The organism is Pseudomonas baetica (assembly GCF_019733355.1).
In the GTDB taxonomy this organism is placed as follows: Bacteria; Pseudomonadota; Gammaproteobacteria; order Pseudomonadales; family Pseudomonadaceae; genus Aquipseudomonas; species Aquipseudomonas baetica_A.
The window spans coordinates 149516-170243 of record NZ_JAIHLQ010000011.1; the positions used below are offsets into that span (position 1 = coordinate 149516).

Consider the following 20728-nt stretch of genomic DNA (forward strand, 5'->3'; position numbering starts at 1 on the left):
GAGGTCGATCAATACGAGAACTACGCATGAACCAACGCACCGACTACCCGCATTTCCAACCCATCACCACGCGCTGGCACGACAACGACGCCTACGGCCACGTCAACAACGTCACCTATTACAGCTTCTTCGACACTGCCGTGAACACTTACCTGATTCAGGTCGGTGGGCTGGATATCCATGACGGTGAGGTGGTGGGCTTTGTGGTCAGTTCGGCGTGTGACTACTTTGCTTCCATCGCTTTCCCGGACTTGATCGAGATCGGTCTGCGGGTGGGCAAACTGGGCAACAGTTCGGTGCAATACGAATTGGCAGTGTTCAAGGTCGGCGAAAGCGAGGCGTGTGCGGCCGGGCGTTTCGTGCATGTGTTTGTTGATCGGGCGAGCAATCAGCCAGTGCCGATCCCGGTGCAATTACGCCAGGCGCTGGAATATCTGGTGAGGTGACAAGCAAAAAAAATCGCAGCACTGGGGCTGCGATTTTTGCTTTACCGGCCAACGAGGTATTCAGGCCTCAGTCGCGATAGTACTTGTGGTGTTTGCGGTGGCCGTAGGCATGGCCGCGACCTGGATGACGGTCGCGATAGTAACCACGGTCACGATCACGACCGCGATCGTAATGACGACCATCGTCGTTGCTACTGTTGCCCATGTAGTTGCCCAGCGCGCCACCGGCACCGCCACCCGCTGCGGCGCCAATCAGGCTGCCGGTGGAGCCGCCCACGCTGCGGCCGACCACGTTACCGCCGGCTGCGCCCAGCGCGCCACCGATGGCCGCTTCGCCACGGCTGTGTTTGTTTGCGCCAACGGCGCTACCACCCGCGCCGCCCAGGGCCGCGCCAATGGTGGAACCTGTATTGCCGCCTAACGACTGACCGACGACCGAGCCAAGAACCCCGCCCAATGCGCCGCCCACACCTGCTTCGGTGGTGCCGCCAGCAGACGCGAAGCCACTGACCAGGCCAAGGGACAACAAGAGAATCGAGGAGAACTTCATAGGTGAGCCTCAAAGGGATGACGGCGCGATCCTGAGGCTCTGTCACGAGCGTGACAATCTAAATCCGACGAGTAACACGACTTGTATGCAATTGTGCAAGTTACTGTTTTAACTGCGGAACTTAACCGATTTTCGCCGGTCTTTACCTACTTCGGACTGGCCGCTTTTGTGAAAAAGCGGCCTTTTTTTTCGGCGGTGGAAAAGTGTTTGAGCTTAAGAAGTGCATTGACTGAACCGACGCGTTCTCGAGCAAGCCTGCTCCCACATTGAAATGCATTCCAATGTGGGAGCGAGCTTGCTCGCGAAGAGGCCGGAACAGGCACCGTATCAAGCCGACTTGGCCATGATCAGCCCGGTCTCGCTCGCCGCTTCCAAGCGAATCGCAATGAACTTCGACGTCGGCGTATGGCTGCCATCCCCAGTGCTTTCCAGCGGCACCAGCGGATTCACTTCCGGGTAATACGCGGCGGCCTGGCCGGCCGGAATATCAAACGCCAGCAGCGTAAAGCCCTTCACCCGACGCTCACGACCATCGTCCCAGATCGAAACGATGTCGGCCTTCTGCCCCGGCCGGAAGCCCAGGCGAATGATGTCGGCTTCGTTGACGAACAGCACGTCGCGCTGGCCTTTCACCCCGCGATAACGGTCGTCGAGACCATAAATCGTGGTGTTGTACTGATCGTGGGAGCGCATCGATTGCAGGATCAGATCCGGCAGTTGCCCGGTGGCGCGGGTGCGTTCGTGGACCAGATCCTTGGGCAGCATGTTGGCGCGGAAATTGGCGCGGCCCGACGGGGTGCTCCACTTACGTGCTCCGGCGCTGTTACCGAGGTAGAAGCCGCCCGGGTTTTTGATCTTCTCATTGAAGTCTTTGAAGTTCGGGATGGTGTCGGCGATCAGATCGCGAATGCGTCCGTAATCGGCCACCAGCCAGTTCCAGTCCACCGGTTTACTGCCCAGCGTGGCAGCGGCGATACCGGCAATGATCGACGGTTCCGAGCGCATCTGGTTCGACAGCGGCTGCAATTGGCCGTTAGAGGCGTGAACCATGCTGAACGAGTCTTCCACGGTGACGGCTTGTGGGCCTTCGGTCTGGATGTCGATGTCGGTGCGGCCCAGGCACGGCAGGATCAGCGCGTCTTTACCGTGGGCCAAATGGCTGCGGTTGAGTTTGGTGCTGATCTGCACGGTCAGGTCGCAATTGCTCAGCGCCGCGAACGTGCGAGGGCTGTCCGGTGTGGCTTGGGCGAAGTTGCCGCCCAGACCGATAAAGACCTTGGCGCGACCTTCGGCCATGGCATGGATCGCCTCGACCACGTTGTGCCCGTTTTCACGCGGCACCTTGAACTGGAAACGCCGCTCAAGGGAGTCGAGGAACGCCACGGGCGGGCGCTCGTTGATGCCCATCGTGCGGTCGCCCTGCACGTTACTGTGACCGCGCACCGGGCACAGGCCTGCGCCGGGTTTGCCGATGTTGCCGCGCAGCAGCATCAGGTTGGCGATTTCCTGGATGGTCGGCACCGAATGACGATGCTGGGTGATGCCCATCGCCCAGCACATGATCACGTTCTTGCCTTTGGCGTACATGCGCGCCGCTTGCTCGATCTCGACCAGGGTCAGACCGGACTGCTCGACGATCTGCTCCCACGGCGTGTCGTCGACAACGCCCAGGTATTCCAGCACGTTGGCGCTGTGTGCATTGAGGAAGTCGTGATCGAACACTGCAGGCGCGCCAGCCTTCTGCGCGTCGCGCTCCCATTGCAGCAGGAACTTGGCCATGCCGCGCAGCACCGCCATGTCACCGCCCAAGGCCGGACGGAAGTACGCGGTGTTGGTCGGCTTGTCGCCGTTGGTGAGCATTTCGATCGGGTGCTGCGGGTGTTGGAAACGTTCCAGACCGCGCTCTTTCAGCGGGTTGATGCACACCACTTGCGCGCCGCGTTTCACCGCTTCACGCAGGGGTTCGAGCATCCGTGGATGGTTGGTGCCGGGGTTCTGGCCCCAAACGAAAATCGCGTCGGCGTGTTCGAAGTCATCGAAGGTCACGGTGCCTTTGCCGACGCCGACACTCTGCGCCAATGCCACGCCGCTGGCTTCGTGGCACATGTTCGAGCAGTCAGGGAAATTGTTGGTGCCAAAGGCACGCACGAACAACTGATACAAGTAGGCGGCTTCGTTACTCGCGCGACCCGAGGTGTAGAACTCGGCCAGATCCGGGCTTGGCAGATTTTGCAGGTGTTTGGCGATGAGCGCGTAGGCGTCGTCCCAACTGATCGATTTGTAGCGATCGGTCTGGGCGTCGTAGACCATCGGCTCGGTCAGGCGGCCCTGATACTCAAGCCAGTAATCGCTCTGTTCCAGCAGCGAAGTCACGCTGTGTTTGGCGAAGAACTTGGCATCCACGCGACGCTTGGTCGCTTCCCAGTTCACCGCTTTGGCGCCGTTCTCGCAGAACTTGACCATCCCGCTTTCCGGCGAATCACCCCAGGCGCAACCCGGGCAGTCGAAGCCGCCGTTCTGGTTGGTCTTGAGCATCATGCGCAGGTTTTTCAGCGCGTTGTCGCTGGTCAACCAGGCCTGGGCCACACTGATCAGGGCACCCCAGCCGCCGGCAGCGCCTTTATAGGGCTTGTAGCGCGGGACAGGTTTCTGGTCGGCTTGATGATGTTGGCTCACGCTTGATTCTCCATCGCGGGGCTATACACCCGCGGCGCACTTTTCTGCGGCAGGTGGATGAGATTGAGGTTGTGCCGACGGGCCCATTGCACGGCAAGGCCCGTAGGCGCGGACAGGCTGACCAGGGTCTGGATGCCGGCGCGCAAAACTTTCTGGATCAATTCGAGGCTGCAACGGCTGGTGACAATCGCCAGACCGCCCTCGGTGGGTATCTGCTGGCGGATCAAGCCACCGATCAGTTTGTCGAGGGCGTTGTGCCGGCCGATGTCTTCGCGACCGAGCAGCAACTCGCCGCTGGCGTTCATGAACACCGCCGCATGCACCGCACCGCAGTGCTGACCCAGCGGCTGGAAGGCGCCGATGCGCTGGCGCAAACCGTCAAGCCTGGCGATGGGTGGCAAGGGCGCGCCGGGCAAGATCTTCAGGTCAGGCAGCGCCTGTTCCACCGCTTCGACGCCGCACAGGCCGCAACCACTGGTGCCGGCCAACTGGCGCCGCTGTTGCTTGAGGTTCCAGAAGGCGCGGTTGGCGATGGTCACCTGTGCATATTGCGCAGAACCAGCGCCGGTCAGTTTCAGGTCATAAATGTCGTTGGCGTCTTCGATGATGCCGCTGCCGAGGCTGAAACCGACGATGAAGTCCTCAAGGTCGGTCGGCGTCACTAGCATGACTGCCTGGCTGATGCCGTTGTAGGCAATCGCCAACGCCACTTCCTCGGCCAGCGCGGTGCTGGCCGATTCCTGTAGGGGCAGATCGCTGTAGCTGTAGGTCTGGCTGGCTGCGGGCGCGGGCGTTTCGAGTGCAGGCGCCGCGCAGGCTGGGCGCTTGGCGTTCATGGCATCACCAACGGATTGATCAACGCTAAGACTAGGCGCGGCAAGATGTCGCGTCTAATCGCTACTTTCGATCTACCGATAGATGACGTCGATCAAGAGTCGCTTGGTGATTTCTGATACAGCGCGAAACAGGCTTCTGCCAGCGCCGATCGCGGGGCGCCTCGTCGCATGATCAGGCCCAGCGGGGCGAGGGTCTGGGCGCTTTCGATCGGTTGCAGGCGCAGGTGGTCGGTGAGTTTTTCCAGGCCGGCGTCGAGCGGCATGATCGCGCAGCAAAACCCGCCGTGCACCGCTTGTAACAATTGATGCACGGCGTCGGTTTGCAACAACGGCTGCGGGGTCAGGTTCCGACTGTGGAAGTTGTGGTCGATGGACTGGCGGAAATGCATGCCGCTGGTGAGCATCCCCAACGGCAGTTCGATCAACGCCTCCCAACTCAACGGCGCTTCGCCGAAGGTGAAGGAGCGCTGATCGTAGAGCAGGCCCATGTGGGTTTCGCTGAAGGCCAGGGATTCGAAACGCTCATTATCCAGACGATCGAGATAGGACACGCCAAGGTCGATACGGTTGTTCGCCAATTGTTCGAGGATCTGCTCGGAACTCAACGCCGACATTTCGAAACGCAGGTTCGGGTGCGCACTGTGCAAACGCTGCATCAGCGGCAGTGGATCGAAGCTCGACAGCGGCACGATGCCTAAACGCAACGTACCGATGAGGTTGCCGCGACAGGCCGCCGCTTCCGCCTGCAAGCCGTCATAAGCCGCCAGCACCGTGCGCGCCCACGCCAGCACGCGCTCCCCCGGCGCGGTGAAGCCTTCGAAGCGTTGCCCCCGGTTGACCAGCGGCAAATCGAGTTCTTCTTCAAGGCTGCGCAGACGCATCGACAGGGTCGGCTGGGTGATGTGGCAACGCGCGGCGGCCTGGCCGAAGTGGCGGGTTTCGTCGAGGGCGATGAGGAATTTCAGTTGCTTGATGTCCATCTTCGCTCCGAAGGGTGTTGGCAGGGGTGGACGATTCTAACGCTTGTGGCTGGGGTGGGTCATTGGTCGGCGTGGAACCGTATTTGGCTAAGGTGGTCTAGGCTTTGACGTCTGACCCCTTTTATTCCATGGAGTGAAACACGATGAGCCTATTCAGCTTTTTGAAAGATGCCGGTGAAAAAATCCTTGATGCGCTCACGCCGGACAAGGCCCAAGCCAACGGTGAGGCGCTGACCAAGCATGTGCAGGACGCGCTGACCGGAATCGACACGTCGAAGATTCAGGTCAAGGTTGAAGGCGAGAAAGTCATTGCCACGGGTGAAGCGGCCAGCCAGGAGGAAAAAGAAAAAATTCTGCTCGCACTGGGCAACGTTGTCGGTGTCAGCGGCGTAGACGACCAGATCACCGTGACCGGTGGTGTTGCAACCGCCGCGAAATTTGTCACCGTCGAGAAGGGTGACACGCTGAGCGCGATTTCCAAAAACGTGTACGGCGATGCCAGCAAGTTCAACAAGATTTTCGAGGCGAACAAGCCTCAGCTCAAACACCCGGACAAGATCTATCCGGGGCAGGTACTGCGTATTCCTGAGTAAGACTCAAGGCCGCTTTCGCGAGCAAGCCCGCGCCCACAGAGGAACGTATTCCAATGTGGCAGCGGGCTTGAACTCGCGAAGCAGACGACCCGTTCTAGAGCCCTGCAATCAAATCGCGGTAGTCCTCGACCGCCGCAAACTCAGCGGTGTCCTTAGGCCCCTTGCGGCTGTCTGGTTCCTTCACCGCCAGTAAATGCGTCACGCCGAAATCACGCGCACTGCGCAGGATCGGCAAGGTGTCGTCGATAAACAGGCTGCGCGCCGGATCAAAGCCGATATCGGCCTGCAAGGCGTCCCAGAACTGCGGATTTTCCTTGGGGTAACCGTAATCGTGCGAGCTGATCAGCCGCTCGAAGTACGGCGCCAGTTCGATCCGTTCCAGTTTCAGCGACAACGAATCGCGGTGCGCGTTGGTGATCATGATCACCCGTTTTCCCGCCTGCTTTATCGCCGCCAGAAAGGTATCGGCATCCGGGCGCAGGGCGATCAAGTGCGCGGTTTCCTGTTTCAGTTCACGCACCGACAGTTTCAGCTCGGCACTCCAGAAATCCAGGCAATACCACTGCAACTGGCCGGCATGTCGCTCAAACAGCGGCTGCAACTCCATCTCGGCCATGGCGCGGCTCACGCCGTGCAGTTCGGCGTAGCGTTGGGGCAGGTGTTCCAGCCAGAAATGGTTGTCGAAGTGCAGATCCAGCAACGTGCCGTCCATGTCCAGCAGAACGGTATCGATGTCAGACCACGGTAAAGAAGGCATGGCAACGTCTCGAGCGGTAGAAAGATATCCGACGTAAACAATCGGGAAAGCCGCGTTATAGTAGCGCGTTCACGCCAAGGAGCTTTGCATGCGCCAGAAACCCACCGTACTCGCCCGCGAGATCGTCGCCACCAGTCGCCTGTTTTGCGTCGAAGAACTGAAGTTGCGTTTTTCCAATGGCGTGGAGCGCACTTATGAGCGGCTGGTCGGCAAGGGCGCGGGTTACGGCGCGGTGATGATCGTGGCCATGCTCGACGCCGAACACGCGGTGTTGGTCGAGGAGTATTGCGGCGGTACTGATGAATACGAATTGTCTTTGCCCAAAGGTTTGATCGAGCCGGGCGAAGATGTGCTGGCGGCGGCCGAGCGTGAGCTCAAGGAAGAGGCCGGTTTTGGCGCGCGGCAACTGGAACATCTGACCGAGTTGTCGCTGTCGCCCGGTTACATGAGCCAGAAGATTCAAGTGGTGCTGGCCACTGATCTTTACGAGGAGCGGCTTGAGGGCGACGAGCCCGAGCTGATGCGGGTCGACAAGGTCAATCTGCGCGAGTTGTCGGCATTGGCAATGAATCCGCAGTTTTCCGAGGGCCGCGCTCTGGCCGCGCTGTATCTGGCCCGTGACCTGCTGACCCAGCGTGGATCCTTTCAATCATGAGTGAAGTGTCGATGAATTTTCCCCATCCGTTGATGGCGCCGGTGGTCGAGTTGGCATTGCAGGCCGGTGAGGCGATTTTGCCGTTTTGGCGATCAGGTGTTGAAGTCACCGCCAAGTCGGATGATTCGCCGGTTACGGCGGCCGACCTGGCCGCACACCACCTGATCGTCGCCGGGCTGAAGGCGCTCGATCCAAGCATCCCGGTATTGTCCGAAGAGGACGCCGACATCGCGCAAAGCGTTCGCGCCGGGTGGCAGCGCTGGTGGCTGGTGGACCCGCTCGATGGCACCAAAGAGTTCATCAGCGGCAGTGAAGAATTTACCGTCAACATTGCGCTGATCGACAACGGTCGGGTGGTGTTTGGCGTGGTGTCGATGCCAACCAACGGTCGTTTCTATGTCGGCGGTGCCGGGCTCGGTGCCTGGCGTTGTGACAAGGGCGGTACGCCGGTTTCGATTCAGGTGCGTGATGTGCCAGCCCCGGGTGAGGCGTTCACGGTGGTGGCCAGCCGCCGGCATTCGAGTCCCGAGCAGGAACGCTTGCTGGCCGGGTTGAGCGCCAGTCTGGGTGAGCTGCAATTGGCCAATATCGGCAGTTCGTTGAAGTTCTGCCTGTTGGCCGAGGGCGCGGCGGATTGCTATCCGCGCCTGGCGCCGACTTCGCAATGGGACACGGCGGCGGCGCAGGGCGTGCTCGAAGGCGCGGGCGGTGAGGTGCTGGACTTGCAGGGTGAGGCGTTCTGTTATCCGGCGCGGGAATCGCTGCTCAATACGTCGTTTCTGGCACTGCCGGCGAAGGCGGCGTGGCGTACCCGGTTGCTGGAACTCGCCCGTTCCTGAGCGGTGAATGAACCATTGTGGCGAGTCCCTTCCTCGCCACAAACGCTGGGTGAGTTCCTGAGGGTTAGCGGTGCAGGACGTACTGCCCGCTAAATGTCACCGCATCCTCATCACTGCCGGCATTGACGATCCGCGTATTCAAGGTCAATCGCGCCCGGCCATAACGCTGATACATCGCCAGAAATTTCTTCCACACCGCCGCATCCGGCGCCAGGCAGATCGCGGTGGCGTCCCCCGTCACTGGCAGCGGATAACTGATCTGCCCTTGCTGAATGACGATGTGCCCGTCCTCGATCCCTTCTTCCTTCAGCCGCAAATGCAACCAGCCCCACCCGGCCAACACCGCGCCGCAGTAGAGGCTGCCGCCGAACATGGTGCTCTTGTGGTTGACGTTGGCGTCCAGCGGCAAATGCAGGCTCAATTGCTGCGCCTGCCAGTCGAGCACTTTGAGGCCCATCGCCTGGGTCAGGGGAATGTCGTGATGCAGGACCGATTGCAGATAGCGGCTGTCACGGTTCATTCGGTTTCGTCTCCTTGGGCGCCACTGTCGGCAAAACTCAAGCCGTGTTTGCGCAGCTTGTCGTGCAAGGTCTTGCGTGGAACGCCGAGGGCTTCGGCGAGGCTGCGCACCGAGCTGTGGGAGCGCGCCAGTTCGGCGGCAATCAACGATTTCTCGAAGTTTTCCACTTGCTCGCTGAGTCCGCCACTGATGACTTCCACGGTCGTGCCGCTGCCCTCGACGCCCGTGTTATCCAGCGCCAGTTCAAGACCGAGAGCGAAACGCTCGGCGGCATTTTGCAGTTCACGCACGTTGCCAGGCCAGGTGTGGCGCAGCAGCAAGGCGCGGTGTGGCGGTTGCAGTTCGTGGGGCGGCAAACCGTGGCGAGCGCTGGCTTCATCGGCGTAGTGCTGGAACAGCACCAGAGCGTCTTCGCCACGCTCGCGCAGCGGTGGAATGCGCAGCGGCGCGACGTTGAGGCGGTAATACAAGTCGGCGCGGAAGCGGCCCTGATCAGCGGCTTGGCGCAGGTCCTCCTTGGTCGCGGCGATGACGCGGATGTCCAGCGGGATCAGTTGATTGCCACCCAGGCGCTCGACTACGCGCTCCTGCAACATGCGCAGCAGTTTGACCTGCACGTCCATGCTCATGCTTTCGATTTCATCGAGGAACAGCGTGCCGCCGTTGGCGAATTCGAACTTGCCGATCCGGCGTTTTTGCGCGCCGGTGAAGGCCCCGGGTTCGTGGCCGAACAGTTCACTTTCCACCACGGACTCGGCCAATGCCCCAGCGTTGATTGCCACGAACGGGCCGTTACGGCGGCTCGACAAGTCGTGCAGCGCACGGGCGACGACTTCTTTGCCAGCGCCGGTTTCGCCGAGGATCAACACGTCAGCCTTGGTCGCCGCCAATGCACCGATCTGTTCACGCAAGCGCAGCATCGGCTTTGACTGGCCGACCAGACGCGCACTCAACTCGTTGCGGTCGCTGAGGGCCAGACGCAGGCTGCGGTTGTCCAGCACCAGTCGGCGCAGGGCCAAGGCACGGCGCACGCTGTCGAGCAGGGCGTCGCTGGCGAAGGGTTTTTCGAGGAAGTCATACGCGCCGGCGCGCATCGCTTGCACCGCCAGTGGCACGTCGCCGTGGCCGGTGATCAGCAGCACGGGCAATTCCGGGTCTTGGTCGTGCAACTCGCTCAACAATTCCAGACCATCCATGCCGGGCATACGAATGTCGCTGACGACAACGCCCGGCCAGTCGCGCTCCAGTTGTGCGGCCAAACCTTTGGCTTCGGACAGCGGCAGGATTTTGAGCCCCGCCAGATCCAGCGTCTGGCCAAGGGCCTGACGCAGGTGCGGATCGTCGTCGATCAACACCACCTGAATGCGATTGTCGATGGTCATGCACTTCGATCCTCGGACGGTTGCAGGCTGACCCCGGGCGCGCCGGCGCGCAGGCGCAGGGTTATCAAGGCGCCACCTTGCTTGTGGTTGGCGAACGACAGTTCACCACCGAAGGCGCGCATCAGGGTTTCACAGATCGCCAAGCCCAGCCCCAAGCCCTGAGTGCGGGTCTTGGTGGTGTAGAAGGGCTCGCTGGCGCGGCCGAGGGCTTCCATGCAGAACCCCGGGCCGTTGTCGCGAATGTACAGATTGACGCCCTCGGCGGTGGATTCGGCACTCAGCCACAATTTGCGTGGCGGGCCTTTTTCGGTGAGGGCATCGAGGGCGTTGGCCAGCAGGTTGCCGAGCACCTGACGCAAGCGCGTTTCCCCGGCCTCGACCCACAACGTGGCGGCGGGCAGGTCGCGGATCAGCTCAACCTCCATGCTGCGCCGACGTTTGGCCAGCAAGGCCAGCGCATCGTCCAGCGCCGGTTGCAGGGCCACGCTTTCCGGCGCGTGGCGGTCGCGACGGGCGAAGGCGCGCAGGTGCGCGATGATCGAGGCCATGCGCCCGGTCAGCTCACTGATCAGTTTGAGATTGCCGCGTGCGTCGTCGGTGCGTTGATGATCAAGCAGCACTTCGGCGTTTTCGGCGTAGCTGCGAATGGCCGCCAACGGTTGGTTGAGTTCGTGGCTGATGCTCGCCGACATCGTGCCCAGCGCCGACAGTTTGCCGGCCTGGACCAGATCGTCCTGGGCACGTACCAGTTCCTGCTGGGCCGTTTCCCGCTCCAGCACTTCCTGCTTCAAACGACGGTTGAGGCCTTCCAGATCGCTGGTGCGTTCGGCGACGCGACCTTCCAGCTCAAGCCGCGCCTTGGCTTCAAACGCGATGCGCTCCAGATAGTGGCGACGGCGCTGCATCATCAGACCGAGCAACAGCATCAACACCAACAGCGTGGCGCCGCCAATGGCCACCACCGTGCGCACCGGGCGGTCGATCAGGGTACGCGGGGCGAGGATGCTGACGCTCCAGCCGGTTTCGGCGATGTCGTGAGTCTGGATCAGCCAAGCGGTGGGGCTGAGGTTAAGCGGGCGCGGTTCTCGGGTCGGGTAGGGCTGGATCGCGGTGATGGCGGCACGTTCGGCATCGCTCAACGCGCGGGTCGAGCGGAAGCGCCATTCCGGGCGCGACGTGAGGATGACCACGCCGTTGTGGTCGGTCACCAACAGTTGTTCCGGGGTTTTGCCCCACAGGCTTTCGGTGTGATCGAGATCGACCTTGATCACCAGCACCCCCAGGATTCTCTCGCCATCGCGCACGGCGGCGGCGAAGAAGTAGCCGCGCTTGGCCGATGTGGTGCCCAGACCGAAGAAGCGTCCGAGACGTCCGGCCATGGCTTCGCTGAAATAGGGGCGGAAGGAAAAATTACGGCCGACAAAGCTGTCGTGCTTGTCCCAGTTCGACGCGGCCAGCGTCTTCCCGGTTGTGTCCATCAGGTACATGACTTCGGCACCGGTCTGCGCACTGATGTTTTTCAACAGACGGTTGGCGTTGCCTTGGGTGACCCCATCGTCTGGCGCTCCGAGCACAGCGCGCAGGGCCGGCAGTTGGCCGAGTATCTGCGGCATTACTTCGTAGCGGTGCAGGGTGCCCAGCAGGTTGGCGACGTACAGGTCGAGGGTCTGGCGGTTCTGGCCGGCCAGTTCGCTGCGGTAATAGCGCTCAGCCAGATGCTCCAGCGGCCACAGCAGCGGCGCCAGGCACAGGGCCAGAAGGGCGAGGCTGCGCCAGCGGGGTCTGCGGGGGAGAGATGGTTTCATGTGCCGGATGCGCCTGTGTGAACAGGCGCATTATGCCCGGCCTCAGGAAAAGACGTCAGCGTCCTTGAGTAGCGCTGCTGCCTGATCCTTGGCGGACAGTTTCGGCGCCTCGTCCAGTTGCCAGTCGATGCCCAGAGCAGGGTCGTCCCAGCGAATGCTGCGTTCGGAAGAAGGATCGTAGTAGTTGGTGGTCTTGTAGAGGAACTCGGCGAACTCGCTCAGCACCACGAAACCATGGGCGAAACCTTCCGGCACCCAGAGCTGACGATGGTTTTCAGCCGACAGGCGCACCGCTACCGACTTGCCGAAGTGCGGCGAGCTGCGGCGGATGTCCACGGCCACATCGAGCACTTCACCGACCGTGACGCGAACCAGTTTGCCTTGGGTGTTTTGCAGTTGGTAATGCAGGCCACGCAGCACGCCTTTTTGCGAGCGCGAGTGGTTGTCTTGGACGAATTGGGTGTCCAGACCGGTGGCGTCCTGGAACGCCTTGGCGTTGAAACTCTCGTAGAAGAAACCGCGCTCGTCACCGAACACCTTGGGTTCGATGATCAGAACACCGGGCAGATCGGTGGTGATGACATTCATGAGAATTTCCATAGGCAGATGTGAATGGCCGACATTCTTGCGCAAAGTGCCGGCGGATGCGAGCGCTTGAATAACCACGATGAGGGGTTGCGCATCCTCTGCTGCGGTGGCGATATAGGCGCCTAATAAAATTCCAGGGGTCGTTTCATGTCGCTCGCCACGTTGATTCATCGCGCCAGTTTGCCCAGCCCGCAGGTTTCGCAGGCGCAGGCCCTGCAATGGCTGGCCGAGCACTACGGGCTCAGCGGCACGTTGCAGGCCCTCGGCAGCCAACAGGATCTCAATTACCGCATCGACACTGAGCGCGGGCGGTTTGTCATGAAAATCTGCCGGGGCGATTACGCCCTTGTGGAGCTGCAAGCCCAGCACGCCGGCCTGAAATATCTGGCCGAGCACTGCGATGTGAACGTGCCCCGGGTGATTGCCGCCCATAACGGTCAGGACTTGCTGACGCTGGATGTCGACGGCGAAGCGGTGCATGTGCGGCTGCTGGATTACATCGAAGGCCAGCCGCTCACGCATCTCGATCACCTCGGCCATGAAGTGGTCGCCGGGTTTGGCAGGCTTTGTGGCGAGATGGACCTGGCGCTGGCAGGCTTCGACCATCCGGGCCTGGAACGCACGTTGCAGTGGGACGCGCGCCATGCCAGCGCTTTGATCGGCCATTTGCTGCCAGTGATCAGGGACGATCAGCAGCGCACGTTGATCGCCGACGCCGCCGAACAGGCCGAGCGCCGTTTGCAGCCGCTGGCAGACAAGCTGCCGGTGCAGGCGATCCACATGGACATCACCGATGACAACGCGGTGTGGGCACGCGACGCCCAGCGTCATTGGCAGTTGCAGGGGGTGATCGATTTTGGCGATCTGGTCCGCACCTGGCGCATCACCGATTTGTCGGTGACCTGTGCGGCGTTGCTGCATCACGCCGGTGGCGATCCGTTTGTCATTCTGCCGGCGGTTCAGGCCTATCACGCGGTCAATCCGCTGCAACACGAAGAACTGCAAGCCTTGTGGCCGTTGATCGTCGCTCGGGCGGCGGTGCTGGTGCTCAGTGGCGAGCAGCAGGTCAGCATCGATCCGGGCAACGCCTACAGCCGCGACAACCTGACCCATGAGTGGGAAATCTTCCGCGTGGCCACCTCGGTGCCGCTGGCACTGATGGAAGCGGCGATTCTCAGCGCCGTCGGTCAGCCGTTGCCGGCGATCAACAGCGAAGGATTTGTACCGTTGCTGCCGAATCTGGTCGGGCGCGAATTTGCGTTGATCGATCTCGGCGTTTTGAGCGCGCATTTCGAGGCTGGGAGTTGGGAGCAGGACGGCATCGATCAGCGTCTGTTGAACGACGCGGCGGCGGCCCATGGTTTGGCGGCGAGCCGTTATGGCCAATACCGTTTGTCGCGCACCCGGCCGGACAGCGCTGAAGAACCGGACACGTTCGCGCTGCACGTCGAATTGCGCGTGCCCACTGGCACACCCGTGGAGTCGCCGTTTGCCGGTGTGGTTCATCAGCACGCAGATGGCGTGCTGCAACTCGACGGCCCACAGCTCAGCGTGCGCTTGTGGGGCGTGACGCCTTCGCTGCACAGCGGCGCAGCGCTGGTCAAAGGTCAGGTGCTGGGCGCGGTCAGCGGGCCGTTGATCGTGCAACTGAATCGCGGTGCGCAACTGAATGCGCCGCTCTTCTGTACGCCATCGCGCGCCGCCGCGTGGCAAGCGTTGTGCCCGTCTCCTGCGGGGTTATTGGGGCTGGCCTGCGATGCCGAGCCAGAGCTGGACGCCAAGACCCTGCTTGAACGCCGCGATGCCAGTTTCGCCCGTACACAAAAACACTATTACGTCGATCCGCCGCGCATCGAGCGCGGCTGGCGCAACCACCTGATCGACATGCAGGGCCGTTCCTATCTCGACATGCTCAACAACGTGGCAGTGCTCGGTCACGGCCATCCGCGCATGGCGGCGGTCGCTGCCCGTCAATGGTCGCTCCTCAATACCAACTCACGCTTCAACTATGCGGCGGTCGCCGAGTTTTCCGAGCGCTTGCTGAAGCTGGCGCCGGAGGGCATGGATCGGGTGTTTCTGGTCAACAGTGGCAGCGAGGCCAATGACCTGGCGATCCGCCTGGCTTGGGCTTACAGCGGCGGTCGCGACATTATCAGCGTGCTGGAGGCCTACCACGGCTGGACGGTGGGTGCCGATGCGGTGTCGACCTCGATCGCCGACAACCCCAAAGCCCTCGAAAGCCGCCCGGACTGGGTGCATCCGGTGACTGCACCGAACATCTATCGCGGCGAGTTCCGTGGCCTCGATTCGGCACCTGACTACGTGCGCAGCGTCGAACATCACTTGGCGAAAATCGCCGAGCAGAAACGCCAACTGGCCGGGTTCATCTGCGAACCGGTGTACGGCAATGCCGGTGGCATCTCGCTGCCGCCGGGGTATCTGCAGCAGGTGTACGCGCGGGTCCGCGCACAGGGTGGCGTGTGCATCGCCGATGAAGTGCAGGTCGGTTACGGGCGCATGGGCCATTTCTTTTGGGGCTTCGAAGAGCAAGGAGTGGTGCCGGACATCATCGTCATGGCCAAAGGCATGGGCAATGGCCAGCCACTGGGCGCGGTGATCACTCGCCGGGAAATCGCCGAGGCGCTGGAGGCTGAGGGTTACTTCTTCTCGTCGGCCGGTGGCAGTCCGGTGAGCTGCCAGATCGGCATGGCCGTGCTGGATGTGATGGAGGAAGAAAAACTCTGGGAGAACGCCCAAGTGGTGGGCGGCCACTTCAAGGCGCGGCTCGAAGCCTTGATCGATAAACATCCGCTGGTCGGCGCCGTGCATGGTTCGGGGTTCTATCTGGGGCTGGAGTTGATCCGCAACCGCGAGACGCTGGAGCCTGCGACCGAAGAGACCTCGTTGCTGTGTGATCGTCTGCGCGAACTGGGGATTTTCATGCAGCCGACCGGCGATGACCTGAACATCCTCAAGATCAAACCGCCGATGGTGACGCCGCGGCGCAGTGTGGACTTCTTTGTCGACATGCTCGACCGGGTGCTCACCGAAGGCTTGTAAAACCCACGAACCCCTGTGGGAGCGGGCTTGCTCGCGAAAGCGGTGCTTCAGTCGACATCCAAAGTGACTGACACACTGCTTTCGCGAGCAAGCCCCACACCTTTCGTTTGGTGGTTTTAATTCGATTTGTATCGGTATTAAGTCTTTAAAATCAGACGAAATACATTTTTGTAGCTTCAAAAGCCGATATTTATCGGCTATAAAGTCGCCATTGCTCCGGCATGGCGATTTTTGTCCGGTGCGCGCGTTTTTTCTCTTCGGTCGAATCCTCGACCGTCAAAGCCTTTGCCCGGAGATGATTCATGAGCCGTATCGTTACCGTCGCCGCCACTCAGATGGCCTGTTCGTGGGATCTGGAAGCCAACCTTGAAACCGCTGAAAGGCTGGTGCGCGAAGCGGCCGCCCAAGGCGCGCAGATCATCCTGATCCAGGAATTGTTCGAGGCACCGTACTTCTGTCAGAAGCCCAACCCGGACTATCTGCAACTGGCCACGACGGTTGAAGAAAACGTCGCGATCAAGCATTTCCGCAAAGTCGCCAAAGAGTTGCAGGTTGTATTGCCGATCAGCTTCTACGAGTTGGCCGGGCGCGCGCGTTTCAACAGCATTGCGATCATCGACGCCGACGGCAGCAACCTCGGGATTTATCGTAAAAGCCACATTCCGGACGGCCCGGGCTACCACGAGAAGTACTACTTCAACCCGGGCGATACCGGCTTCAAGGTGTGGAACACCCGTTACGCGAAAATCGGCGTGGGCATCTGCTGGGATCAGTGGTTCCCGGAAGCGGCGCGGGCGATGGCCCTGCAAGGCGCGGAAATCCTGTTCTACCCGACCGCCATCGGCAGCGAGCCGCACGACAAGAGCATTTCGTCCCGCGATCACTGGCAGCGCGTGCAGCAGGGTCATGCCGGCGCCAACCTGATGCCGCTGATCGCCAGCAACCGCATCGGCCACGAAGAACAGGACGGCTACGACATCACGTTCTACGGCTCATCGTTCATTGCCAACCCGTTCGGCGAAAAAGTGCAGGAGCTGAATAAAACCGAAGAAGGTATTCTTGTGCACACTTTCAACCTCGACGAGCTCGAACATATTCGCAGCGCGTGGGGTTCATTCCGCGACCGCCGGCCGAATCTGTACGGCGCGTTGAAAACCCTCGACGGTTCCCTGGAGTCCTGATCCCGATGACCACATTGAAAAGTACCCCGCGCGCCGACGGCTTCCACATGCCGGCCGAGTGGGCACCCCAGACTCAGACCTGGATGATCTGGCCCGAGCGCCCGGACAACTGGCGTCTGGGCGGCAAACCGGCGCAAGCCGCACACGCGGCAGTGGCTAAAGCCATTGCCCGTTTCGAGCCGGTGACCGTGGCCGTTTCTGCCGGCCAGTACGAAAACGCCCGTGCGCGTCTGGACGTGCCGAATATCCGCGTGGTCGAGATGTCCAGCGATGATGCTTGGGTACGCGACAGCGGCCCGACGTTCGTCATCAACAACAGCGGCGAAGTGCGCGGCGTGAACTGGGACTTCAACGCCTGGGGCGGCTTTGACGGCGGCTTGTACTCGCCGTGGAACCGCGACTCACAGGTCGGCGGCAAGATCCTTGAGATCGAGCGCAGTCCGCGTTACCGCACCGAGGGTTTTGTGCTCGAGGGCGGTTCGATTCACGTCGATGGCGAACGCACGCTGATCACTACCGAAGAATGCCTGCTCAACCGCAATCGCAACCCGCACCTGAGCCGCGAAGAAATCGAAGCGGTGCTCAGCGCCAACCTGGCTGTGGATAAAATCATCTGGCTGCCGGACGGTTTGTTCAACGACGAAACCGACGGCCATGTGGATAACTTCTGCTGCTACGTGCGTCCGGGCGAAGTGCTGCTGGCGTGGACCGACGATCCACAGGATCCGAATTACCCACGCTGCCAGGCGGCGATGAACGTGCTGCAAAACAGCATCGACGCCAAGGGACGCCCGTTCACGGTGCACAAAATGCCGATTCCGGGGCCGCTGTTTGCCACCGAAGAAGAGTGCGCTGGCGTTGATCCGGTGGACGGCACGCAAGAGCGCAACCCGAGCGTGCGTCTGGCGGGTTCTTACGTGAATTTCCTGATCGTCAACGGCGGCATCATCGCGCCGAGCTTCGACGATCCGATGGACGGCCCGGCCAGGGAAATCCTGCAGAACCTGTTCCCGCAGCACGAAGTGGTGATGGTGCCGGGCCGCGAACTGTTACTGGGTGGCGGCAATATTCACTGCCTTACCCAACAGCAGCCAGCGCCGCACAAAGAGTGAGTTGAGTCGTAACAGCTTGAGTTGATTGAACAATCAGCGGGGCGACGATTCGCTTGCCCGATAGACAAAGAAGCCCGCGTCCCTGCTGGACGGCGGGCTTCTTTGTATCCGCTTGTCGACAAGTGCGAAACATTGGCATAGCTCTTGTATTGAAACTTGAGTACTAGGGAGGGAGGAGAACTTCAACAGTTCTGTCATAAACCTTGGATAACTTAGCCGCTCATTAACGGGGGGAGAGCGCCGAAATGAACGCCGAAGTGAACATAGTCAGAGCACGAACTTTGCGCCCCATGGCCGTAAACGGCAAATCGCTCCAGGTAGTCGCGCACTGGTTGAAATCCAATGGAACGCGTCAGATCAGGGAAGCTGATCCGCGCCGGATGATGATCGAGCGTTACCCCGCTGACCTGTTCAGCGAAGCAGAACTGGATGCGTTGTGGGCTGTGATGCAAGGATAAGAAAAACAACAGCGATGGGTAAAAGCGCTGCCGGGATGGCGGCGCTTTTTTATGGGCGTTGCAAAATCCAGTGTGAACACTGACTGGGGGGGCTTGCTCCCGAATGCGGTGGGTCAGTTAACGGAGATGTCGACTGACCGGACGCCTTCGGGAGCAAGCCCCCTCCCACAGGTTTTTGCGGTGAGTTAGAAGCTGTAGGTGCCCGTCATCACCACGCTACGCGGCGCTCCCGGCTGGATTTGATATTGGCTGGTGGCCGAGGCGTAATACTCGCGATCAGTGATGTTGTTCAGCGCCGCGCGCAAATCCCAGTCCTTCAAGCGATAGCCGACCAGCGCATCCCAGCGGCCATAGCCTGGCAGCACGGTGGTGTTGGCGTTGTCGGCATAGCGCTGGCCAACCAGGGTCAGACCGGTTTCTCCGTACCAGCCCATCTCCGGTTTCCAGGTCAGGAACAGGCTGGCGTTGCGCTTGGCCACGTTGTTGATGCGCTTGCCTTCCAGGCCATTGTTGTCCTTCTCGATGATTGCATCCTGCACACCGACGCCACCGCGCACATACCAGTTGCCGATGATTTTGCCGGTGCCGGTGAGCTCAATCCCGCGTGAGCGCTGAACGCCGGTCATGATGGTCAGGGTCGGATCGTTCGGATCGGTGGTGCGGCGGTTGTAGAGCTCCAGGTCATAGATCGCCAGGGTGGTGCTCAAACGGTCATCGAGCCAGTCACTCTTCACGCCGATTTCTTTCTGCTTGGTCAGCTCAGGGCTCAAGTCGTTGCTGTTACCGGCTGCGCCCGGCGTGATGCCGATCAGACCGCCGCCCACTGGCGAGAAGGTCTTGGACCACGAGGCGTAGAAGGAATGATTGTGCAGCGGCGTCCAGACCAGACCCACGCGCGGGCTGGTGCTGTGGCTGTCGCGGTCTTCGGACATGTTCCTGAGTTTGTTGGTCGACTCGATATCGAAGGTGTCGTAGCGCAGGCCGGCAAGCACTTGCCACTGATCGTTCAGGCGCAGTTGATCCTGCACGTACACCGCGCGGCTTTCGACTTCGGTGTGGCTACTGCTTGAGAGCTGCATCGCGCCGGTGTGGCGCAGGTCGCGATTGGGGTTGAACAGATCAAGCGCTGGCACAGCTTGCGCGCCCGGCGTCCGGCCGGTGGCCGCGTTATACAGCTTTGGATCGCGGCGCTGACTGCCGGTTTCGATACCCGTGAGCAGGCGATGCTCCAGGCCGAACGTGTCGAACGCGCCTTCCAGTTCCAGGTTGTTGTAGACGTTGCGAGTCGTCAGGTCCTGCTGCCAGTGCTGGCGCGTGACCTTGTTGGTCGCAGGCGTATATCCGGTGAGGTAGGTGTTGTCGAAATCACTGTCGAGTTTGAACACACCGAGGGTCTGGCGCAGTTGCCAGTTGTCGTTGAGTTCGTAAGTGAGTTTTGAACGCAAGGACTGCGTCTTGTCGTCGATGAAGTCGTGTTCGTTGCCATAAGTCGTGTCGCGGCCCACATCCGCCGGACGTCCGTTTACCCCCGGAATGCCGCGATCCGGCGTGCGGTTGTAGCGGCTGTATTCGTACTGCACCAGCCAGTTCAGGTCGGGTGTCAGTTGCCAGCTCATCGACGGCGCGAACAGTTGACGGTTACCGCTGACGCCGTCGCGGAAACTGTTTTCATCCATGTTGCCCATGTTCAGGCGCAGGCTGATGTTCTCGCTCGGGTCGGCGCTGAGGTCGGCGTACAAACTGCGCAGATCCTCGCTGCCGCCCTGGGCTTCGATGGTCGAGCGGCGGCCGGGCTCCGGCATTTTGCTCACCCGGTTGACGATCCCGCCTTGGCTGCCTCGGCCGTACAGCACGGCGGCCGGGCCTTTGAGCACTTCAACCCGTTCGACGTTGTGCAGGTCGCGCTTGTACTGGCTGTCGTCACGAATGCCATCCAGATAGAAATCGTTGCTGGCGTCGAAGCCGCGAATGCGCAAACTGTCGAAACGGGTATCGGCGCTGCTGCTGACGTTGGGCATGCCACTCAAGGCGTCGCCGATGTCGTTGGTGCCGTAGTGGGCGACGTTCGAGGTTTTGATCGAGTCGATGGCCTGCGGCACATAGCGCACCGGCGTCGATGTGCGGGTCGCGGTGTTGCTGATGGTGACGCGCGGGTCATCCGCTTGCGCTTCAGCGCTGATGGCGGTGGCGGGCAGTTCAGTCGCCGAGTAGGCAAAACCGCTGGACAGGAAAGCACAAAGCCCAAGGGTTACGGGCGTAAGACGAAACGGGGCAGGCATTGAAAAGCGCA

The 20728-nt window shown here is 61.1% G+C and carries 18 protein-coding genes; 8 read left to right on the plus strand and 10 right to left on the minus strand.

All coding sequences use genetic code 11. The features are described from left to right. The first annotated feature begins 26 nt into the window (after positions 1 to 26). On the plus strand, positions 27 to 446 hold the full coding sequence (locus K5E40_RS12675) for a thioesterase family protein (RefSeq protein WP_221731039.1): 420 nt from the start codon (positions 27 to 29) through the stop codon (positions 444 to 446). A gap of 67 nt (positions 447 to 513) precedes the next feature. On the opposite strand, the gene K5E40_RS12680 is transcribed toward K5E40_RS12675, so the two are convergent. The 4 genes from K5E40_RS12680 to K5E40_RS12695 all read right to left on the minus strand — a co-directional run bounded on the left by K5E40_RS12680 (position 514) and on the right by K5E40_RS12695 (position 5488). Next, the gene (locus K5E40_RS12680) at positions 514 to 996 is read right to left on the minus strand and encodes a glycine zipper domain-containing protein (protein WP_221731040.1); all 483 of its coding nucleotides are present in this window, start codon (positions 994 to 996) and stop codon (positions 514 to 516) included. A gap of 327 nt (positions 997 to 1323) precedes the next feature. Next, on the minus strand, positions 1324 to 3672 hold the full coding sequence (locus tag K5E40_RS12685; RefSeq protein WP_221731041.1) for an FdhF/YdeP family oxidoreductase: 2349 nt from the start codon (positions 3670 to 3672) through the stop codon (positions 1324 to 1326). Next, positions 3669 to 4508: a formate dehydrogenase accessory sulfurtransferase FdhD gene (gene fdhD, locus K5E40_RS12690; RefSeq protein WP_221731042.1), complete on the minus strand. Its 840-nt coding sequence runs from the start codon at positions 4506 to 4508 to the stop codon at positions 3669 to 3671. Before fdhD ends, K5E40_RS12685 begins: the two co-directional genes overlap by 4 nt. 92 nt (positions 4509 to 4600) lie before the next feature. Next, positions 4601 to 5488 carry a LysR family transcriptional regulator gene (locus K5E40_RS12695; RefSeq protein WP_221731043.1) on the minus strand — a complete coding sequence of 296 codons (888 nt, stop codon included), beginning with the start codon at positions 5486 to 5488 and terminating at the stop codon, positions 4601 to 4603. Between the two features lie 143 nt (positions 5489 to 5631). Between K5E40_RS12695 and lysM the strand changes: the two genes are divergently transcribed. Beyond that, positions 5632 to 6081 carry a peptidoglycan-binding protein LysM gene (gene lysM, locus K5E40_RS12700; RefSeq protein ID WP_221731044.1) on the plus strand — a complete coding sequence of 150 codons (450 nt, stop codon included), beginning with the start codon at positions 5632 to 5634 and terminating at the stop codon, positions 6079 to 6081. Positions 6082 to 6175: 94 nt separating this feature from the next. Here lysM and yrfG read toward each other — a convergent pair whose 3' ends face one another. Then, complete coding sequence (yrfG, locus tag K5E40_RS12705) at positions 6176 to 6838, minus strand: GMP/IMP nucleotidase (protein WP_221731045.1); 663 nt, start codon at positions 6836 to 6838, stop codon at positions 6176 to 6178. A gap of 88 nt (positions 6839 to 6926) precedes the next feature. On the opposite strand from yrfG, the gene nudE reads away from it, so the two are divergent. Further along, positions 6927 to 7493: an ADP compounds hydrolase NudE gene (gene nudE, locus K5E40_RS12710; protein WP_221731046.1), complete on the plus strand. Its 567-nt coding sequence runs from the start codon at positions 6927 to 6929 to the stop codon at positions 7491 to 7493. Positions 7494 to 7504: 11 nt separating this feature from the next. Beyond that, positions 7505 to 8332, plus strand: coding sequence for a 3'(2'),5'-bisphosphate nucleotidase CysQ (cysQ, locus tag K5E40_RS12715; RefSeq protein ID WP_221731071.1), 828 nt, complete (start codon positions 7505 to 7507; stop codon positions 8330 to 8332). Positions 8333 to 8396: 64 nt separating this feature from the next. Here the strand turns inward: cysQ and K5E40_RS12720 are convergent, their stop codons facing one another. Genes K5E40_RS12720 through rfbC form a run of 4 tightly spaced genes read right to left on the minus strand, consistent with a single transcriptional unit; the run spans position 8397 to position 12627 of the window. Then, positions 8397 to 8852, minus strand: coding sequence for a thioesterase domain-containing protein (locus K5E40_RS12720; protein ID WP_221731047.1), 456 nt, complete (start codon positions 8850 to 8852; stop codon positions 8397 to 8399). Next, positions 8849 to 10234, minus strand: a complete 1386-nt coding sequence (locus K5E40_RS12725) for a sigma-54 dependent transcriptional regulator (protein ID WP_221731048.1) — start codon at positions 10232 to 10234, stop codon at positions 8849 to 8851. Before K5E40_RS12725 ends, K5E40_RS12720 begins: the two co-directional genes overlap by 4 nt. Continuing rightward, complete coding sequence (locus K5E40_RS12730) at positions 10231 to 12039, minus strand: ATP-binding protein (RefSeq protein ID WP_221731049.1); 1809 nt, start codon at positions 12037 to 12039, stop codon at positions 10231 to 10233. Before K5E40_RS12730 ends, K5E40_RS12725 begins: the two co-directional genes overlap by 4 nt. 42 nt (positions 12040 to 12081) lie before the next feature. After that, positions 12082 to 12627, minus strand: coding sequence for a dTDP-4-dehydrorhamnose 3,5-epimerase (rfbC, locus tag K5E40_RS12735; RefSeq protein WP_221731050.1), 546 nt, complete (start codon positions 12625 to 12627; stop codon positions 12082 to 12084). Positions 12628 to 12774: 147 nt separating this feature from the next. Between rfbC and K5E40_RS12740 the strand changes: the two genes are divergently transcribed. The 4 genes from K5E40_RS12740 (at position 12775) to K5E40_RS12755 (ending at position 18438) form a co-directional block, all read left to right on the plus strand. Next, entirely contained in the window at positions 12775 to 15687 is a 2913-nt protein-coding gene (locus K5E40_RS12740; RefSeq protein WP_221731051.1) for an aminotransferase, read from the plus strand. A gap of 302 nt (positions 15688 to 15989) precedes the next feature. Next, on the plus strand, positions 15990 to 16868 hold the full coding sequence (gene aguB / locus K5E40_RS12745; protein WP_221731052.1) for an N-carbamoylputrescine amidase: 879 nt from the start codon (positions 15990 to 15992) through the stop codon (positions 16866 to 16868). A gap of 5 nt (positions 16869 to 16873) precedes the next feature. Continuing rightward, a complete protein-coding gene (gene aguA / locus K5E40_RS12750) occupies positions 16874 to 17980 on the plus strand; it encodes an agmatine deiminase (protein ID WP_221731053.1) in 1107 nt (368 codons plus the stop codon). A gap of 245 nt (positions 17981 to 18225) precedes the next feature. Continuing rightward, positions 18226 to 18438, plus strand: coding sequence for a hypothetical protein (locus K5E40_RS12755; RefSeq protein ID WP_221731054.1), 213 nt, complete (start codon positions 18226 to 18228; stop codon positions 18436 to 18438). Positions 18439 to 18623: 185 nt separating this feature from the next. On the opposite strand, the gene K5E40_RS12760 is transcribed toward K5E40_RS12755, so the two are convergent. After that, on the minus strand, positions 18624 to 20717 hold the full coding sequence (locus K5E40_RS12760) for a TonB-dependent siderophore receptor (protein ID WP_221731055.1): 2094 nt from the start codon (positions 20715 to 20717) through the stop codon (positions 18624 to 18626). Positions 20718 to 20728: the final 11 nt, after the last annotated feature.

Coding starts and splice junctions, on each gene's coding strand:
- K5E40_RS12725 (WP_221731048.1), bottom strand. CDS start 10,234: ATGACCATCGACAATCGCATTCAGGTGGTGTTGATCGACGACGATCCG.
- K5E40_RS12680 (WP_221731040.1), bottom strand. CDS start 996: ATGAAGTTCTCCTCGATTCTCTTGTTGTCCCTTGGCCTGGTCAGTGGC.
- lysM (WP_221731044.1), top strand. CDS start 5,632: ATGAGCCTATTCAGCTTTTTGAAAGATGCCGGTGAAAAAATCCTTGAT.
- aguB (WP_221731052.1), top strand. CDS start 15,990: ATGAGCCGTATCGTTACCGTCGCCGCCACTCAGATGGCCTGTTCGTGG.
- nudE (WP_221731046.1), top strand. CDS start 6,927: ATGCGCCAGAAACCCACCGTACTCGCCCGCGAGATCGTCGCCACCAGT.
- aguA (WP_221731053.1), top strand. CDS start 16,874: ATGACCACATTGAAAAGTACCCCGCGCGCCGACGGCTTCCACATGCCG.
- K5E40_RS12730 (WP_221731049.1), bottom strand. CDS start 12,039: ATGAAACCATCTCTCCCCCGCAGACCCCGCTGGCGCAGCCTCGCCCTT.
- K5E40_RS12740 (WP_221731051.1), top strand. CDS start 12,775: ATGTCGCTCGCCACGTTGATTCATCGCGCCAGTTTGCCCAGCCCGCAG.
- cysQ (WP_221731071.1), top strand. CDS start 7,505: ATGAATTTTCCCCATCCGTTGATGGCGCCGGTGGTCGAGTTGGCATTG.
- K5E40_RS12675 (WP_221731039.1), top strand. CDS start 27: ATGAACCAACGCACCGACTACCCGCATTTCCAACCCATCACCACGCGC.
- fdhD (WP_221731042.1), bottom strand. CDS start 4,508: ATGAACGCCAAGCGCCCAGCCTGCGCGGCGCCTGCACTCGAAACGCCC.
- K5E40_RS12720 (WP_221731047.1), bottom strand. CDS start 8,852: ATGAACCGTGACAGCCGCTATCTGCAATCGGTCCTGCATCACGACATT.
- K5E40_RS12760 (WP_221731055.1), bottom strand. CDS start 20,717: ATGCCTGCCCCGTTTCGTCTTACGCCCGTAACCCTTGGGCTTTGTGCT.
- K5E40_RS12695 (WP_221731043.1), bottom strand. CDS start 5,488: ATGGACATCAAGCAACTGAAATTCCTCATCGCCCTCGACGAAACCCGC.
- yrfG (WP_221731045.1), bottom strand. CDS start 6,838: ATGCCTTCTTTACCGTGGTCTGACATCGATACCGTTCTGCTGGACATG.
- K5E40_RS12755 (WP_221731054.1), top strand. CDS start 18,226: ATGAACGCCGAAGTGAACATAGTCAGAGCACGAACTTTGCGCCCCATG.
- rfbC (WP_221731050.1), bottom strand. CDS start 12,627: ATGAATGTCATCACCACCGATCTGCCCGGTGTTCTGATCATCGAACCC.